Here is a 17510-nt window from a genome sequence, read left to right as displayed (position 1 = left end):
TCCGATGCCCGCTCCCGCCTCCGATTATCCCCGCGATCTCATCGGCTATGGCCGCAACCCGCCGCATCCGCGCTGGCCGGGGGAGGCGCGGATCTGCGTGCAGTTCGTCATCAATTACGAGGAAGGCGCCGAGCGCTGCCTGCTGCATGGAGACACGGAATCGGAAGCGTTCCTGTCCGACATCTCCGGCGCCCAGCCCTGGCCCGGCCAGCGGCACATGAACATGGAGTCCATCTATGAATACGGCGCCCGCGCCGGCTTCTGGCGGCTCCATCGCCTGTTCACGGCGCGCAACATGCCGGTCACCATCTTCGGCGTCGCCAAGGCGCTGGAGCGCAATCCGGAGGCAGTCGCGGCCATGAACGAGGCCGGCTGGGAGATCGCCAGCCACGGCCTGCGCTGGATCGACTATCGCAACCTCTCCGCCGAGACCGAGCGCGCGCACATTGCGGAAGCGGTGCGCATCCAGACCGAAGTGGCGGGCGAACGGCCGCTCGGCCTCTATCAGGGCCGCACCAGCGAGAACACGCTGCCCCTGACCATCGCCGAGGGCGGCTTTCTCTATTCCGCCGACACCTATGCGGATGAACTGCCCTACTGGATCGAGAGCGAGCGCGGCCCCTTCCTGATGGTGCCCTATACGCTCGAAGCCAATGACATGCGCTTCGCCATTCCCGAGGGCTATGCCTCGGGCGACGACTTCTTCGCCTATCTGCGCGACAGCTTCGACCTGCTCTATGCGGAAGGCGAGACCGCCCCGCGCATGATGTCGGTGGGCCTGCATTGCCGCCTTGTGGGGCGTCCCGGCCGGGCGAAGGCGCTCGCCCGCTTCCTTGATTACATCGCCGACCATGAGCGGGTGTGGGTGGCGCGACGCCTCGACATCGCCCGCCACTGGGTGGCGCACCATCCGCCCAAGGGCGGCTATGTGCCCTCGCGTCTCTCCCGCCCGCTGTTCGTGGAGCGCTTCGGCAGCATCATCGAGCATTCGCCCTGGATCGCGGAAGCGGCCTATGACACCGGCCTCACGCCCGCGCACGATACGGCGGAGGGCTTACAGGCCGCGCTCGTCGCCGTGCTGCGCGCAGCATCGCCTGACCGGCAGCTCGCCGTCATCAATGCCCATCCGGACCTCGCCGGCCGCCTCGCCGCCGCCAAGCTGCTCACGCCGGATTCCACGGACGAGCAGGCATCCGCGGGCCTCGATGCCCTGACCGCCGAGGAGAAGGCCCGCTTCACGGCGCTGAATGACGCTTACCGGCAGAAATTCGGCATCGTCTTCATCATGGCGGTGCGCGGGCGCTCCAAGGCGGAGATCCTCGCGGCCTTCGAGCGGCGCCTGGCCCATGACGTTGCCGCCGAGCATGCGGAAGCCCTCGCCCAGATCGAGCGCATCTGCCTGCTGCGCCTCCAGCAGATCCTGCCGTCGCGGGGCGCCGCGTGATGTCCGTGGCCACCGAAAGCAGTGCCACCGATGTTCTGGAGGGCAGCCGGCTCCTAGCGCGCCTTGAAGCGCTCGCGCGCTTCACAGACGTGCCGGGCGAGATGACCCGCCTCACCCTCTCGCCCGCCCACAAGGCGGCGGCGGCGGAAGTGGCGCGCTGGTTCGCGCAGGCCGGCATGGCGGTGCATCTCGACGCTACCGGTTCGGTCGTCGGCCGCTATGAGGGCGCACAGCCCGATGCGCCCGCCCTGATCCTCGGCTCGCACATCGACACCGTGCGCAATGCGGGCATCTTCGACGGCAATCTCGGCGTCGTCGTCGCCCTCGCGGTGGTGGAGCAATTGCATGCCGACGGCGTGCGCCTGCCCTTCGCGCTGGAGGTGCATGCCTTTGCGGATGAGGAAGGCGTGCGCTTTCCCTCCACCCTCACCTCCTCCCGCGCCCTCGCCGGCCGCTTCGATGCCGCAGCTCTGGATGCGCAGGACGCGGACGGCGTCACCCGCCGGGAGGCACTTGAAGCCTTTGGCGTTGATCCCGACGCTTATGCCGCCTGCAGCCGCGCCGGACGGGCGCTCGGCTATGTGGAAGTGCATATCGAGCAGGGGCCGGTGCTGGAGGCGAAGGGTCTGCCGGTGGGCATCGTGACGGCTATCGCCGGGGCGACCCGTGGCACCATTGAGCTCGCCGGCGAGGCCGGCCATTCCGGCACCCTGCCCATGGAGATGCGCCACGATGCGCTGGCCGGCGCGGCGGACATGATCCTTGCACTGGAACGGCTCGCGAAGGCCACGCCGGGCCTTGTCGCGACCGTGGGTACGCTCACCATTCCCGGCGGCGCGGTGAATGTGGTGCCGGGCCGGGTGCGCTTTTCCTTCGACGTGCGCGCGCCCGACGACCGGACCCGCCTCGACGCCCTCGACGCCATGCGCGCGACCCTCGCGGAGATCGCCGCCGCGCGGGGCCTCGCAAGCACCCTTGAAGAGACCTATGACGCGCCCGCGGCCCCCTGCGACGGCGCGCTTCAGGCGGCGCTTGCGGCGGCGGTGGCGGCGGAGGGCATCGATGCCCTGCACCTGCCTTCAGGCGCCGGACACGACGGGCTGTCGCTCAATGGCGTCATGCCCATCGCCATGCTGTTCGTGCGCTCGCGCAACGGCAGCCACAATCCCCGCGAATATGCGAGCGCCGAGGACATCGGCGCCGCCGCCCGCGTGCTCAACCGCTTCGTGCGCGGCTATACGCCGGGCGGCTGACGCCCGCCGCTCAGTCCGCCCCGACGAGACGGTTCTGCGCGTCGAAGAAGGGATAGGGCCCATCGAAGGGGCCGACGAAGCTGGTGTGCGAGACGATCCGGCCGCCCTCGAACAGATGCAGCGCCACGGCGGGCGGCTCCATGTGGAAGCTGGGCGGCGCGTCGGGGGCGAGGGCAAGGCTCACCGCATGGGCCGGCGAGGGCGCGATCATGGCGGGGCGTCCCGCAAAGCCCGTCACCACCGTGCGGTGGATGTGGCCGCAGGTCAGGGCCAGCACCTGCGGGTGCCGCAGCAAAACCTCTTCCAGCGCCGCTGCATCGAACAAATTCTGCACGTCCATGTGGCGGATGCCGGTCACGAAGGGCGGATGGTGCAGGCCGATGAGCGTCGGACGCTCCGGCGCCGCGCCGAGCTGCGCGTCGAGCCAGGCGAGTGTCGCCGTCCCGAGTTCCCCGTGCGGCTTGCCGGGCACGGAGGAGTCCAGAAGAACGAGGCGGACCGGATGGCCGTCCACCACATAGTTCAGCTTGTCGCTGGCCCCACCGCCGGCCTGCCGGGCGATCTGCGGAAAAGCCGCGCGCAGCCCGGCGGAACTGTCGTGATTGCCCGGCACCGGCAAGAGCGGCATGGACAGCGGAGCGGTGATCGCCCGGAAGCGGGCGTATTCCTCCGGCGTGTCGAAATCGGTCAGATCGCCGGTGACGATGACCACGTCCGGCTGGCGCGGCAGGCTCCTGAGATAGGCCACGGCACGTTCCAGATACGCGGCAGTGTCCACCACGCCATAGGCGAGACGGCCCGGCAGGCGGATATGCGTGTCAGTCAGTTGGGCAATCAGCATACGCTTACACCACTGCAATGCGGGAAGGATCGAGCCGGACGCCGACATCCTGCCCCGAGGAAAGTTCCGTTTCTGCCGCCGCCTCGATGATGATGCGGCTGCCATCCGGAGCGGAGAGCTGGACGCGCTGACGCGCACCCTGGAAGTGAACCTGATCGACGCGCAAGCGCAAGGCGCCTTCCGCCGGCGCGCACAGCTCGGCGGTTTCCGGCCGGAAGGCGAGGGTCGCCGTATCGCGATCCCCGCCGGTGAGCAGGACGCGGCCCGCCGCGCTCTCGAAGACGCCGTTGCGCACCGCGCCTTCGATGCGGTTGGTGACGCCGACGAAGGAGGCCACGAACTCGTCCGCCGGGCGGAAATAGATGTCGCGCGGGCTGCCGATCTGGGCGATGGCGCCATGGCGCATGACGACGATCCGGTCGCCCAGCGCCAGCGCCTCGGCCTGATCGTGCGTCACATAGATGGCGGTGATGGCGAGGCGACGCAGCAGGCCGTCGATCTCCGCCCGCAGGTGCTCGCGCAGCGCGGCATCAAGAGCGGTGAGCGGCTCATCCAGCAGGATGACGCGGGGCCGCACGGCGAGCGCGCGGGCAAGCGCCACGCGCTGGCGCTGCCCACCGGAGAGTTGGTCGATGCGCCGGTCGGCCAACTGGTCGATGCGCATCATCTCCAGCACCTCGCGGGCACGGGCGAGGCGCTCGGCCTTCGGGACGCCGCGCACACGCAGGCCATAGGCGACGTTCTCGATGACGCTCATGTTGGGGAACAGGGCGTAGGACTGGAACACCATGCCCACGTTGCGCTTCTCGATGGGCAGATGGGTCACGTCCTGCCCGTCAAACAGCACGCGGCCGCCTTTGTCGGGGCTTTCCAGCCCGGCGATGATGCGCAGCGTCGTCGTCTTGCCGCAGCCGGAGGGGCCGAGCAGGACGATGGTCTCGCCCGGCGTGATGGCGAGGTTCACGGGCTCCAGCGCCCGCGTGCCGTCGGCGAAGGTCTTGCCACAGGCTTCAAGGGTGATGGCGGCGCCGGTGGGCGCTTGTTTCTCGGTCACGGGATCACTCAGCGCTTGGCGGCCCGCCGCTCGCCACCCAGAAGCTGGATGGCCACGAGCAAAGGCACGATCATGATGAAGAAGACCAGCGTGTAGGCGCTGGCGATTTCGAGCCGCATGGAGGCGTAGCTGTCGGCCAGGCCCACGGGCAGGGTCTGGGTCAGCGGCGTGTGCAGCATCCAGGTGAGGTTGAACTCGCCGATGGAGAGCGTGACCACCATGAGCGAGCCGGCGATGATGCCGCCGCGGGCATTGGGCACCACCACCTGAATGAAGCGCTGCCAGGGCGTGGCGCCGAGGCTCGCAGCCCCCTCTTCCAGCGTGCGCACATCCACGGCGGCGAGCACCGCCATCACCGAGCGCAGCATGAAGGGCAGCGTGTAGAGCACGTGGCCCACGAGAATGAACAGGATGCTGGCGCGGAACTCGCGGATGCCGCCATAAGCGATGATGAGGGCGAGCGCGAGTGCAAGGCCGGGAATGGCGACGGGCAGCGTCACCACCTCTTCCACAAGGCGCGACACGCGGCCGGGCTTGCGGGCCAGCGCCCAGGCCGCCGGCACGCCCAGCAGCAGGGTGGCGACGAGCGTGCCCAGCGCCAGCGCGATGGAGCGAAAGATGGTGGGCGCATATAGGCCCCACACCTGCGCCACCCACTCCAGCGTGAGCCCGGAGCGCACGCCCTGAAAATAATTGACGGTGACGCCCGCGAGGATGGAGGTGCCCGCTGGCACCACCAGGAAGGCCGTGGCGAGCAGCGTGATGACGAGTTGCAGGGCGAAAACGAGGGGAGAACGTTTCATCGGCCTCACCCCGCCGCCGCTACGCGGTCACCCGCGAGATTGCGTGTCGCCGCCAGCACCACCCAGGTGATGAGGCCGAGCGCGATGGAGAGCGCCGCCGCGCTGGCGATGTTCGCGTTGAGCGTGAACTCCGTATAGATGGTCATCGCCAGCACATCGATGCGGGTGGCGAGCGTGAAAGCGGTGCCGAAGGCACCCATGGCGGTGGCGAAGGCGATGGCGCCCGAGGCCATGAGCGAAGGCGCGATGCCAGGCAGGATCACATCCCGCAGCACCTGAAGGCGGCTCGCGCCGAGCGAGCGGGCGGCCTCCTCCAGCGCCGGATCGAGCTTCTCGACGGCAGCCAGCAGCGTCACCATCACCCGCGGCAGGGAGAAATAGACATAGCCCGCGAACAGGCCGGCCATGGAATAGGCAAACACCAGCCGCCCCATGCCGAGCGCCTGCGTCCAGCCGCCGATGAGGCCCTGCCGGCCGGCGAGCAGGATGATCATGAAGCCCACCACCACGCCGGGAAAGGCGAGCGGCAAGGTGAGCATGGCGATCAGGATGTTCTGCCCCGGAAAGCTTGTGCGTCCGAGAAACAGGGCCACCACGACGCCGATGGCGAGCGTCGCCAGCGTCGCGGTGGCGGAAAGGACCAGCGTCGCGATGAGAGTGGAGAAATGGCGCGGGCTGGTGACAAGCACCAGATATTCGCCCAGCCCGTTAGGACCCGAGCCCGCGACGGCCACGAGCCGCGCCATGGGCAGCAGGAAGAAGGCCAGCACGAACAGGCCGAGCGGCAAGAGGAACAGACGGGCCAGACGATCAGCGCTGGGCATGGCTTTCACTTTGCGAAGGTGCCGGCGCGCGGCACGCCGGCGGACGGGTCGAAGGCTTGCTCAAGGGAAGGCGGCGGCAGGCGGTCGCGGGTACGCTGGACAGCCCACAGTGGGACCGCGCGAATGGCGTCAAACCCAACCCAGCCCACCGCGCGACATGTCCCCTCCCCCCTTGAGGGGGAGGGATAGGGAGGGGGTACGACCGGGCGGGGCATCCCTTCTCCGCAGCCAAAGACGCATAGTCGGAGAGGGCATTACCCCCCTCCCCAGCCCTCCCCCACAAGGGGGGAGGGAGTTCGCGACAGGATGCGCTCCCGCGCCTCACTTCACCTCGGAGAGATACTTGTCCGAGAAGCCCTTCTGCACGGCCTCCATCTTGCCGTAGTCCACCGCCTTGGCGCGGGCGTAGTCGGCGGCGGGGAGGAAGCGGTCGGCGACCTCCTTCGGCAGTTCCACGTTGCGCGCGGGGCGCAGATAGGCCTTGGCCCACATGGCCTGCCCCTTGTCCGAGAGCACGTAGTCGAGAACCTTCTTCGCCGCCTCCGGATGCGGGTCGTTCTTCACCATGCTCATCACGTAAGGCACCACCACGGTGCCCTCGCACGGGATCACGAAGGCGAAGTTGCCCTTCTCCGTGTACTTGGCGCGATAGGCGTTGAAGTCATAATCGAACAGGATCGGCATCTCGCCCGAAACGACGCGCGCGTAGGAGGTCTGCTTCGGCACGATCGGCTGGTTGGCCTGAAGCTTCTTGAAGAAGTCGATCGCCGGCGAGAAATTGTCGAGCGAGCCGCCGAGGCCGGTATTCACCGCCACCGCGCCCACATAGCCCACGAAGGCGCTGGAGGGGTCGAGATACCCCACCATGCCCTTGTATTCGGGCTTCAGGAGATCGCTCCAGCAGGCCGGGACCGGCGCGCCACCAAGGGCATCCTTGTTCACGAACAGGCCGAGCGTGCCGGAGTGGATGGTGAACCAGTGGCCGTCCGCGTCCTTGAGGCCGGCGGGGATCTCGTCAAAGCCCTTGGGCTTGTAAGCCTGCGTGAGGCCGGCATCCTTCACCTTGATGCCGAAGGTGACGCCGAGATAGGCGACATCCGCCACCGGGCTTGCCTTCTCGGCGATCATCTGGGCCATGGCCTGGCCGGAATTCTTGTTGTCCGGCGGCACCTCGACGCCCGTGTCGGCCTTGATGGCCTTGAGCATTGAGCCCCAGTCGGCCCATTCGGGCGGGCAGTTGTAGCAGATGGCATCGGCGGCCGAAGCGGCCGACGCCGCGCCGAGCGAAAGCCCGGTGGCGAGCAGAACGGTCGTGAGCAGGGACTTCATCGCGGTGCCTTTCCTGAGGCGGTTTGGCGGGGTGAAGGGATAGCGGCGCGCCGGCCCTTGGGGGCGGCCGGCGGCAGATGCGGCGCCGGGGCGAGCGTGCCGGCGGCGCGCAGTTCGAACGGCAGATGCTCCACGGTGCGCGCGCGCTCGCCCTCAATCAGGTCGAACAGCCGCGCCACAGCCCGCTCGCCCATGCGGCGGGTGGGTTGGTCCACGGTCGCCAGCACCGGCGTGACGAGGCGACCGATGGCGATGCCGTCGAAGCCGGCGACCGAGATGTCTTCCGGAACGGCGAGCCCCATCTCGCGCACGGCAGCGATCACCGAAAGGGCGAGCAGATCGTTGGAGCAGATGATGCCCGTCGGCCGGTCCGGCCCCGCGAGCAGGCCCGCCAGGGCGGCGCGGTGGGCGGCAGTGTCGGCGAGATAGTCGAGTTCCAGCACGGGTTCGGGCTCGAGGCCCGCAGCGGCCATGGCGGCGAGATAGCCCTGATGGCGCAGGCGCGAGCGGTCCGAGGTGGAGAAGCGCCCGGCAATGAAGAGCAGGCGCCGGTGGCCGGCGGCGAGGAAGGCCTGCGTCAGCGCGCGGCTGGCACCCGCATTGTCCACGGTGACCGACGCGCGGCTCGCGCCCTGTGGCTCGTTATAGACGAGCACATAGGGGATGCGCTCCGCATCGAGCCAATCGAGCGTGGCGTTGTTATCCGGATCGGCAACGGTGAGCACGAGGCCCGCCACCCGCTGGGCCACCAGCGTGCCGACCAGTTCCCATTCGCGCTCGGCATCATAGTCGGTGGCCGTCAGCAGCAGGGTGTGGGCACGGTGGCGCGCTTCGGCCTCCATGCCCGCCACCGAGCCCGCGAAAACCGGATTGGTGAGGCTCGGAATGACGACGCCGAGCGTGCGCGTGCGCAACGTCTTCAAGGAACGCCCGATCTCGCTGGGCCGGAAGCCGAGTTCCGCCACCGCCGCCCGGACGCGGGCCTCCACCTCCGTGCTGGTCCGCGCGGTCCCGTTCAGCACGCGGCTGACGGTCGCGATGGAGCAGCCGGCATGTTCAGCGACGGTGCGTATGGTGACGGTCTGGGGCACGAGGGGTCCGTGAAATCGTTTTCACGGCTCTCCTATCGCGCCTCTGCAACAGCCCTGTGACACGCGCCGATGCCTGCCCGGCAAAGAAAAAGGCGCCGCCCGGTGGGGCGGCGCCAAGGTGAGGTCATGTGAGTGAAACGCCGGAAACCGGATTTGGTTCAGCGCGGCCGGGGCGGCAGGGGTCCGACGTTGAAGATCTGCACCCGGCGGTTCACCGGCGATTCCGGATTCTTCGTATCCTGCAGCGCCTCTTCGCCGAGGCCGACGGCCTCAAGACGCGCCGGATTCACGTTGAAGGTGGTGGTCAGCGCCTCCACCACCGCATCGGCGCGCTCCTGGCTGAGCTTGAGGTTGTGCTCGCGCGTGCCGGTCGTGTCGGTATTGCCCGTCACGATGAAGCGGTAGCCCTGAAGCACCGGATTGTGCAGCGCGTCGGCGATGGCGCCGATGGTGGCGTAGCTGTCCGGCAGAATGATCGCCGAGTTGAGCTTGAACTGGATCTGCACATTGATCTGCGCAAGCTTATCGAGCTGGATCGCCAGCGGCGGGCGCTGCGAGGGCGGACCGGAATACATGGTGGCGTGATCGAGCGCGGCCTGGCGCAGGCTGGCGGCGGTGACGACCGGCGCGTCCTGCGTGAGATTGTTCAGGCCCTGAACGATCTGGGCGTTGGAGAGGTCCGTCTGCGCGGCCAGAGGCGCGGCGGCGGACACGAGCAGGGCGGCCGTAAGCGCGCCGCGGAGCATCAACGACTTCATGGGCGTCGTCCTTCTTTCTGCGGTTGCGCTCAGCGCCAGCCGGCGTCGGTGATGGTCTGGTTGCAGGCCTTGCTCACCGCTTTGCTGGCATCGACCAGGCAATTGATGAGATTGCCGTCACCCGGCACCACGCCCTGGCACAGGCGCGCGGCATCGGCATTGCAGACCTTGAAGATGGCCTGCTGGGCCGCGATGCGCTTGCCGATGGACGCCTTCGCCGCCGCAAAGTCGCTCTTGCACTTGGGCGCGACCTTGGAGGCATTGGCATCGAGGCAGCCGAGCAGCTTGCCGCCGCCGAGGTTCACATCGGCGCAATATTTCATGATGTCGGGGCCGCAGCTCTTCGCAAGCAGGGCGCCCGCCTGCTGGTAGCTCATCGTCTGAGCCTGCGCGCCGCTCGCCGCCGCGACCAGAAGGCCGGCCACGAGCCAAGTTCTGAACTTCACCATGAACACCCCCGCGTCAAGGACACGGTATGGGTGTAACAGATGCGTGAAGAGGAACATAGGGCAGCGCTGCTGCCCAAACGCTTGAAAACAGGCCCTATCTCGCTAACGGCCGTTGCGCCCGCATGGCGCCGACCTCATCGCCGAACGCGCACCTGGGCCGGCCGCAGCCGGAGGCGGGATCTCTCGCCCTTGCCACCGCGCGGCTCCTCGTCGTCCTCCTCGCGAGGCAGCAGCATGACGGCGACGCCCATCTGCACGCTGCCGAAGGTGAGGCACATGGCAAAAGAGAGCACCGCCGCGGCCAGAAGCCCTTCCGGCGACTGCACGATGAGGGTGCGCAGGCCATGCAGGTCGAACGCGAGGAAGAGCGCGACGAAGCCGATGGCCACGGCAAACCCGATGAGGGCGTGCCGGATGAGGAAGCGGACGAGTTGCGGCATGGGCGCCAATCCTAGCTTCCGGCTCCCCCGTGCCGGAAGGGAATGGTCACACGTTGGGCGTTCCCATGCAACAATCCACAGCATGACGCTGCATTGGCGTGCAAACGATCCTGTTCCCGGAGAGAAACCCTGGGAGCGGGCATCGGGGAATATGCGATGGCCCGTGGATTGCATACAATGTTTGGCATTATGATGGGCCGTCCTGATCGGCCGCAGCGCGGCGCGTGCGCGCCATCTCCCTGCAACCGGGCCCGATTTCGGCCCAAGAAGGATCCATTGCCCATGTGGAAGCGGACTCTGGCCACCCTCGTCCTGAGCACGGGACTGGCCACGGGACTGGCAGCGAGCGTTGAGGCGCAGACGCTCCGGTTCGGCCTCATGGAAGATCCCGATGCCCTCGATCCCACGCTCGCCCGCACCTTCAGCGGCCGCATGGTGTTCGCGGCGCTGTGCGACAAGCTGGTGGATATTGATGCCAAGCTGAACATCATTCCGCAGCTCGCCACCGAATGGTCCTGGTCGCCCGACCAGAAGACGCTGACCATGAAGATCCGCGACGGCGTGCTGTTCCAGGATGGCGAGAAGCTCGACGCCGAGGCGGTGAAGTTCAATCTGGAACGCCACCTCAAGATGCAGGGCTCGCAGCGCCGCGGCGAAATCGCCGCCATCGACAGCGTCGAGGTGGTGGACCCGCTGACCGTCAAGATCAACCTGAAGACGCCCTTCGCGCCGCTGCTCGCGCAGTTCACCGATCGCGCCGGCATGATGGTCTCGCCCAAGGCGGCACAGGCGCTCGGCGACAAGTTCGCCTCAGCGCCCGTCTGCGCCGGTCCGTTCAAGTTCGTGGAGCGCGTGGCGCAGGACCGGATCGTTGTCGAGAAATTCGACAATTACTGGAACAAGGACAACATCTTCCTCAAGCGCATCGAGTTCAAGGTCATCCCGGACACGACCGTGCGCCTGACCAACCTGCGCTCCGGCCAGCTCGACCTTCTGGAGCGCCTCGCCCCCACCGACCTGCCGCAGGTGCAGAGCGACAGCAAGCTCAAGATCGGCATGGCCTACGAGCTCGGCTACCAGACGCTGCTGCTCAACCTTTCCAAGGACGGCCCCCTCGCCAAGAACCCCAAGGTGCGTGAGGCGCTGGAGCTCTCCATCGATCGCGACGCCATCAACCAGGTGGTGTTCAACGGCGAGTTCCTGCCGGGCAACCAGTGGGTGAACCCCAAGAACCCGAACTATGTCTCGGCCTTCCCCATCCCCAAGCGCGACGTCGCGAAAGCCAAGGCGCTGCTGAAGGAGGCGGGGGTCACCACGCCGCTGGTCGTGAACTTCACCGTCTTCTCCGACAATCTCTCGCAGCAGTCGGCGCAGGTGATCCAGGCCATGGCCAAGGAGGCTGGCTTTGATCTGAAGATCCAGGCCACCGACTTCGGCACCGCGCTCAATCTGGCTGATCAGGGCAATTACGACCTGATGCTCTACAACTGGAGCGGGCGGCCCGATCCGGACGGCAACACCTACAACTTCCTGGCCACCAAGGCACCGCTGAACTATCCGCGCTATTCCAACGAGAAGGCGGATGCGGCCTTCCAGGCCGAACGGCAGAATAATGATCCGGAAGTCCGCAAGGCCGCCTGGAAGGATCTCGCCACGCAGGTGCTGGCCGATCGTCCGCTGATCTATCTCTACCACCGCAAGCTGCTGTGGGCCTACTCCACCAAGCTCACGGGCTTCGGCGATTATCCGGACGGTCTTGTGCGCTTCACGGGACTCAAGCTGAACTGACCGTGACCGCCCCCCCGCCCGACGCCGGCGGGGGCGCCGCTGCTGATCCTGAAATAAAATAGAACCTCCAGAGGACAGGCCATGTGGAAGCAGTTTTTTGCGGCCCTCACCATCGTGGGAGGGCTCACGGGAGCCGTTGGTGCCGGCGCGCAGGCCCAGACGCTGCGCTTCGGCCTGATGGATGATCCGGACGCGCTCGATCCGACCCTGTCCCGCAACTACACGACGCGGATGGTCTTCGCCGCCCTCTGCGACAAGCTCGTGGACATTGACGCCAAGCTCAACATCATACCGCAGCTGGCGAGCGAATGGTCCTGGTCCGCCGACCAGAAGACCCTGACCATGAAGATCCGTCCCGGCCTCACCTTCCATGACGGCGAGAAGCTCGACGCCGAAGCGGTGAAGTTCAATCTCGAACGCCACCAGAAGATGCCCGGCAGCCAGCGCCGCTCCGAGCTTGCCGCGCTCGACACGGTGGAAGTGGTGGACCCGGTGACGGTACGCCTGCATCTCAAGGCGCCTTCGGCTCCCTTCCTCTCTCAGCTCACCGACCGGGCGGGCATGATGGTCTCCCCCAAGGCGGCACAGGCGCTGGGCGACAAGTTCGCCACCGCGCCGGTCTGCGCCGGACCGTTCAAGTTCGTCGAGCGCGTCGCGCAGGACCACATCCTGCTGGAGAAGTTCGACGGCTACTGGAACAAGGACAACATCTTCCTCCAGAAGGTGGATTTCCGCACCATTCCGGACAGCACGGTCCGCCTCACCAACCTGCGCTCGGGTCAGCTCGATCTGCTGGAGCGCCTCGCTCCGACCGACCTGCCGGAGGTACGGTCCCAGGGCAAGCTGAAGGTGGGAACGGGGTATGAGCTCGGCTTCCAGTCCATCATCTTCAACACCGCCAAGGCGGATTCGGTGATCGGCGGCGACGCCCGCGTGCGCAAGGCGTTCGAGCTTTCCATCGACCGCGAGGCCCTGAGCCAGGTGGTCTTCAACGGCGAATACCTGCCCGGAAACCAGTGGGTGAGCCCGAAGAACCCCTTCTATGTCTCCGCCTTCCCCATCCCGAAGCGCGACGTGGCAAAAGCCAAGGCGCTGCTGAAGGACGCGGGCGTAAAGACACCGGTGCCCGTGAACCTCATCGTCTATTCCACCAATGAGGCCGCGCAGGTGGGACAAGTGGTGCAGGCCATGACGAAAGAGTCAGGCTTTGAGGTGAAGCTCGTGACCACCGACATCGGCACTGCGCTCAATGCCGCAGACCAGGGCAATTTCGAAGCTTTCCTCTATGCCTGGAGCGGCCGGCCCGATCCGGACGGCAACACCTACAACTTCCTCGCCTGCAAGGCGCCACTGAACTACACGCGCTTCTGCAACGAGAAAGCGCAGGCAGCTCTGGATGCCGAGCGCGCCACCAGCGATCCGGCGGCGCGGGCGGCAGCCTGGAAGAATCTCGCGGAAGTGGTGCTGACCGAGGATCCGCTCATCTATCTCTATCACCGCAAGCTCATGTGGGCCTACACGCCCAAGCTGAAGGGCTTCACCGAGGCTGACTATCCCGATGGCCTCGTGCGCTTCACCGGCCTGAAACTCGACTGACGGGATCGACCCCGCACAATGTTGCGCTTCTTCCTGAAACGGCTGGCCACGATCATCCCCACGGTGATCCTGGCCTCCATGATCATCTTCGCCCTGCAGCAACTGCTGCCGGGTGATCCTGCCATCGCCCTCTCCGGCGAGGAGAAGGACCCGGCCGCCATCGAGTTCATCCGCGAGAAGTACCATCTCAATGAACCGCTGCCGGTGCGCTATGGCTACTGGATCAGCGGCGTACTCCGGGGGGATCTGGGCGAAAGCATCCGCCTGCAGCAGCCGGTGGCGAGCCTCATCGTCTCCAAGTTTCCGGTGACGCTGCAACTGGCGGTCATGGCCATGGCCATCGCTTTGCTCATCGGCGTGCCCATGGGCATCCTCTCCGCCGTCCATAATGGCAAGGCAATGGACTACATCGCCAACGTCATTGCCTTGTGGGGCCTTTCGACGCCGAATTTCTGGCTGGGCATCATGCTCATCCTGCTGTTCTCGGTTCAGCTCGGCTGGCTGCCGGCCTCGGGCTATGTGCCGCCCACCGAGAACCTCCTGGAGAACCTCCGGGCAATGATCCTGCCCGCCTTCGTGCTGGGTAATTCCATCGCGGCGGTGATGATGCGGCACACCCGCGCTGCCATGCTTCAGGTGCTCTCCTCCGATTACGTGCGCACGGCCCGCGCCAAGGGCCTCGCGCCGCGCTCGGTCATCATCCGCCACTGCCTGCGCAATGCCGCCGTGCCGGTGATCACGCTGGGCGCACTGGAGTTCGGCGCGCTGCTCTCGGGCGCGCTGCTCACCGAGCAGGTCTTCTCCGTGCCCGGCTTCGGCAAGCTGATGGTGGATGCGGTGTTCAACCGCGACTATGCGGTGGTGCAGGGCGTTGTGCTGTGCACGGCCACCACCTACATCCTGCTGAACCTGCTGGCCGATCTCGCCTATTTCCTCGTCAATCCGAAGCTGCGGCGGTCATGAGCACCCTGTCCTCCTCCCCCGCCCCCACCGCCGCGGTGCCGCGCGAGCGCACGCCCTTCGAGGAGGCCATGCGCCGCCTCGTGCGCCGGCGCGGCGCCATGATCGGCCTCGCCGTGGTGCTGTTCTTCATCATCATCGCGGTGTTCGCACCCTATATCGCTCCCTATGACCCGACCGCCACGAGCTGGCTCACCGTGCGCAAGCCGCCCACATGGGAGCATCCCTTCGGCACCGACGAGGTGGGCCGCGATGTGCTCTCCCGCGTCATCTTCGGCGCCCGCGCCTCGCTCTCCGCCGGGCTCGTCTCGGTGGCCCTCGCGGTCGCCATCGGCCTGCCGGTGGGCATGATTGCGGGCTATGCGGGCGGCTGGATCGAGGCGGCGCTGATGCGCCTCACCGATGCGCTGCTCGCCATCCCCTTCCTTATCCTCGCCATCGCGCTCGCCGCCTTCCTCGGCCCGACGCTCACCAATGCGATGATCGCCATCGGTCTGTCCGCCACCACCATCTTCATCCGCCTCACGCGGGCGCAAGTGCAGTCCACCAAGGTGGAAGAGTATGTGGAAGCCGCGCGCGCGGCCGGCGCGACGCCGCTGCGCATCGTGCTGCGGCACATCCTGCCAAACATCATCCCCGCCATCCTCGTTCAGGCGACGCTCACCATCGCCGCCGCCATCATCGCGGAGGCGAGCCTGTCCTTCCTCGGGCTCGGGCAGCAGCCGCCCGATCCTTCCTGGGGCTCCATGCTGAACACGGCGAAGAACTTCCTCACGCAGGCGCCCTGGATGGCCATCTGGCCCGGCCTGTCCATCTTCCTCGCCGTGCTCTCCTTCAACCTGCTGGGCGATGGTCTGCGCGATGCGCTCGACCCGCGCCACCGCAACTGAGGAGAGACCGATGACCGATCTTTCCTCCAAGCCCCCGCTGCTGGAGATCCGCGACCTCGGCGTCGCCTTCGCCGACAAGGACAGCGTCGTCCATGCGGTGAACGGCGTCAGCTACACGCTGAAGGAGGGCGAGACCCTCGGCATCGTGGGCGAGAGCGGCTCGGGCAAGAGCGTGCACGTGCTCGCCATGCTGCGCCTCATCCCCATGCCGCCCGGCCGCATCGCCAGCGGGCAGGTGCTGTTCGAGGGGCGCGACCTGCTCACCCTCTCGGACGCCGAGCTGCGCAAGATCCGGGGCGGCGCCATCGGCTTCGTGTTCCAGGACCCCATGAGTTCGCTCAACCCGTCCATGACGGTGGGGCGGCAGATCATGGAGCCCCTGATGCTGCATCTCGGCCTCGGCGCCGATGCCGCCCGCAAGCGCGCCATCGAGCTGATGGACATGGTGCGTCTGCCCGATGCCGCCCGGCGCGTGGACCAGTTTCCGCACGAATTCTCCGGCGGCCAGCGCCAGCGCATCATGATCGCCATGGGCATCTCCTGCCGTCCCCGGCTACTGATCGCCGACGAGGCCACGACCGCCCTCGACGTGACCGTGCAGGCGGACGTGATCGAGCTGGTGAAGGAGCTGAAGCGCGAGATCGGCATGGCGGTGATCTGGATCACCCACGACCTCGGCGTGGTGGCCGGCATCGCCGACACGGTGCAGGTCATGTATGCCGGCCGGGTGATGGAACGCGGGCCCGTGGATGACGTGTTCCACGATCCCCGCAGCGCCTATACGCTCGGCCTCCTGCGCTCGCTGCCCGATCTCACCGCGCCCGCCGGCAAAAGGCGCCGCCTCACCCAGATCGACGGCACGCTGCCGGACATGCGCTTTCCCCCGCCGGGCGACCCCTTCGCGCCGCGCAACCGCTATGCGACGCCGCGCTGCTTCACCGAGCGCCCGCCGCTCGCACAGGCGCCCGGTGCCGAGGCCGGGCATCTTGTGGCCGCCTGGTATGACCTGCCGAAGCTTCTCGCCGCGGAGGCGACGCCATGACCGCCCACTCCCCCTCCCCCGAGACCGCCGCCCCAAGCGGCTATCCGCTCATCTCCGTGCGCAACCTGTGCAAGCACTATCCCCTGCGCAGCGGCTGGGGCTTCAAGACCACCGCCTTCAAGGCGGTGGAGAATGTCTCGTTCGACATCCTGCCCAACGAGACGCTAGGGCTCGTGGGCGAAAGCGGCTCGGGCAAGAGCACCATCGGCCGCGCCGTCACCATGCTGAACCCACCCACCTCCGGCGTGGTCGCCTTCGAGGGCACGGACCTGACGCAGCAGAGCGAGCGGCAGATGCGGGCCATGCGCAAGCGCATGCAGATGGTGTTTCAGGACCCCTATTCCGCGCTCAACCCACGCATGACGGTGGGCGATTTCGTCGCCGAGCCCCTGCTGATCCACGACATCGCGCCGAGCAGCGCCGAGCGGCGGGACATCGTGGCGGAGCTGTTCGCCAAGGTAGGGCTCGATCCGCGCTATATGGCGCGCTTCCCGCACCAGTTCTCCGGAGGCCAGCGCCAGCGCATCTGCATCGCGCGGGCCATTGCGGTGAAGCCCTCCTTCATCGTGGCGGACGAGCCCATCGCGGCGCTCGACGTCTCCATCCAGGCGCAGGTGGTAAACCTGTTGCAGGATCTGCAGGAGGAACTCGGCCTCGCCTATCTCTTCATCTCCCACGACCTGCGGATGGTGCGCTACCTCTGCCACCGGGTCGCGGTGATCTGGAAGGGGCGCATCGTCGAGATCGCGCCGAGCGAGATGCTGTACGCCAATCCGCTCCACCCTTACACGCGCCGGCTGCTCTCCGCCGTTCCGGTGCCGGACCCCGCCGTCGAGCGGGCGCGCACGCGCCTGCCCGCCATCGCCAACCTGCCCGACGACGAGGCGAGCCACGCGCTCGTGGAAGCCGCGCCCGGGCATTTCGTCGCCCAGGCCGCCATCGGCTAAT

At 67.3% G+C, this 17510-nt stretch carries 17 protein-coding genes; 8 read left to right on the top strand and 9 right to left on the bottom strand.

From position 1 onward, the window contains the following. Positions 1-4 precede the first annotated feature (4 nt). Together puuE and DFO45_RS24390 are read left to right on the top strand one after the other, a co-directional pair. Positions 5-1444 carry an allantoinase PuuE gene (puuE, locus tag DFO45_RS24395; protein WP_133866919.1) on the top strand — a complete coding sequence of 480 codons (1440 nt, stop codon included), beginning with the start codon at positions 5-7 and terminating at the stop codon, positions 1442-1444. Next, entirely contained in the window at positions 1444-2697 is a 1254-nt protein-coding gene (locus DFO45_RS24390; protein WP_133866918.1) for an allantoate amidohydrolase, read from the top strand. Before puuE ends, DFO45_RS24390 begins: the two co-directional genes overlap by 1 nt. Before the next feature lie 10 nt (positions 2698-2707). Here the strand turns inward: DFO45_RS24390 and DFO45_RS24385 are convergent, their stop codons facing one another. The 9 genes from DFO45_RS24385 to DFO45_RS24345 form a co-directional block, all read right to left on the bottom strand. Then, the gene (locus tag DFO45_RS24385; RefSeq protein WP_012169317.1) at positions 2708-3538 is read right to left on the bottom strand and encodes a phosphodiesterase; all 831 of its coding nucleotides are present in this window, start codon (positions 3536-3538) and stop codon (positions 2708-2710) included. A gap of 4 nt (positions 3539-3542) precedes the next feature. Continuing rightward, entirely contained in the window at positions 3543-4592 is a 1050-nt protein-coding gene (locus DFO45_RS24380; protein ID WP_133866917.1) for an ABC transporter ATP-binding protein, read from the bottom strand. Positions 4593-4600: 8 nt separating this feature from the next. Then, complete coding sequence (locus DFO45_RS24375) at positions 4601-5395, bottom strand: ABC transporter permease subunit (protein WP_133866916.1); 795 nt, start codon at positions 5393-5395, stop codon at positions 4601-4603. A 5-nt stretch (positions 5396-5400) separates the two neighbouring features. After that, positions 5401-6219: an ABC transporter permease gene (locus DFO45_RS24370; protein WP_133866915.1), complete on the bottom strand. Its 819-nt coding sequence runs from the start codon at positions 6217-6219 to the stop codon at positions 5401-5403. Positions 6220-6540: 321 nt separating this feature from the next. Then, complete coding sequence (locus DFO45_RS24365; RefSeq protein WP_133866914.1) at positions 6541-7548, bottom strand: ABC transporter substrate-binding protein; 1008 nt, start codon at positions 7546-7548, stop codon at positions 6541-6543. Continuing rightward, positions 7545-8639: a substrate-binding domain-containing protein gene (locus DFO45_RS24360; protein ID WP_133866913.1), complete on the bottom strand. Its 1095-nt coding sequence runs from the start codon at positions 8637-8639 to the stop codon at positions 7545-7547. The genes DFO45_RS24365 and DFO45_RS24360 overlap by 4 nt, the downstream gene beginning before the upstream one ends. A 158-nt stretch (positions 8640-8797) precedes the next feature. After that, positions 8798-9397, bottom strand: coding sequence for an OmpA family protein (locus tag DFO45_RS24355; protein WP_012169311.1), 600 nt, complete (start codon positions 9395-9397; stop codon positions 8798-8800). 29 nt (positions 9398-9426) lie between these two features. Next, positions 9427-9846 carry a hypothetical protein gene (locus tag DFO45_RS24350; RefSeq protein WP_043879999.1) on the bottom strand — a complete coding sequence of 140 codons (420 nt, stop codon included), beginning with the start codon at positions 9844-9846 and terminating at the stop codon, positions 9427-9429. Positions 9847-9980: 134 nt separating this feature from the next. Beyond that, positions 9981-10286, bottom strand: a complete 306-nt coding sequence (locus tag DFO45_RS24345; protein WP_133866912.1) for a hypothetical protein — start codon at positions 10284-10286, stop codon at positions 9981-9983. A 378-nt stretch (positions 10287-10664) separates the two neighbouring features. Here DFO45_RS24345 and DFO45_RS24340 point away from each other — a divergent pair, with 378 nt between their 5' ends. The 6 genes from DFO45_RS24340 (at position 10665) to DFO45_RS24315 (ending at position 17509) form a co-directional block, all read left to right on the top strand. Then, entirely contained in the window at positions 10665-12074 is a 1410-nt protein-coding gene (locus DFO45_RS24340; protein WP_245518254.1) for an ABC transporter substrate-binding protein, read from the top strand. Positions 12075-12155: 81 nt separating this feature from the next. Beyond that, positions 12156-13670, top strand: a complete 1515-nt coding sequence (locus tag DFO45_RS24335; protein ID WP_012169307.1) for an ABC transporter substrate-binding protein — start codon at positions 12156-12158, stop codon at positions 13668-13670. Positions 13671-13688: 18 nt separating this feature from the next. Continuing rightward, complete coding sequence (locus tag DFO45_RS24330; RefSeq protein ID WP_012169306.1) at positions 13689-14633, top strand: ABC transporter permease; 945 nt, start codon at positions 13689-13691, stop codon at positions 14631-14633. Continuing rightward, entirely contained in the window at positions 14630-15520 is an 891-nt protein-coding gene (locus tag DFO45_RS24325; protein ID WP_133866910.1) for an ABC transporter permease, read from the top strand. The genes DFO45_RS24330 and DFO45_RS24325 overlap by 4 nt, the downstream gene beginning before the upstream one ends. Positions 15521-15530: 10 nt before the next feature. Then, positions 15531-16562, top strand: coding sequence for an ABC transporter ATP-binding protein (locus DFO45_RS24320; protein ID WP_133866909.1), 1032 nt, complete (start codon positions 15531-15533; stop codon positions 16560-16562). Continuing rightward, entirely contained in the window at positions 16559-17509 is a 951-nt protein-coding gene (locus DFO45_RS24315) for an ATP-binding cassette domain-containing protein (protein ID WP_133866908.1), read from the top strand. The genes DFO45_RS24320 and DFO45_RS24315 overlap by 4 nt, the downstream gene beginning before the upstream one ends. Position 17510: the final 1 nt, after the last annotated feature.

The organism is Azorhizobium sp. AG788 (genome assembly GCF_004364705.1).
Taxonomy (GTDB): Bacteria; Pseudomonadota; Alphaproteobacteria; order Rhizobiales; family Xanthobacteraceae; genus Azorhizobium; species Azorhizobium caulinodans.
The sequence above is the reverse complement of the archived record's forward strand: the minus strand, read 5'-3'. Positions and strand labels throughout refer to the sequence as shown.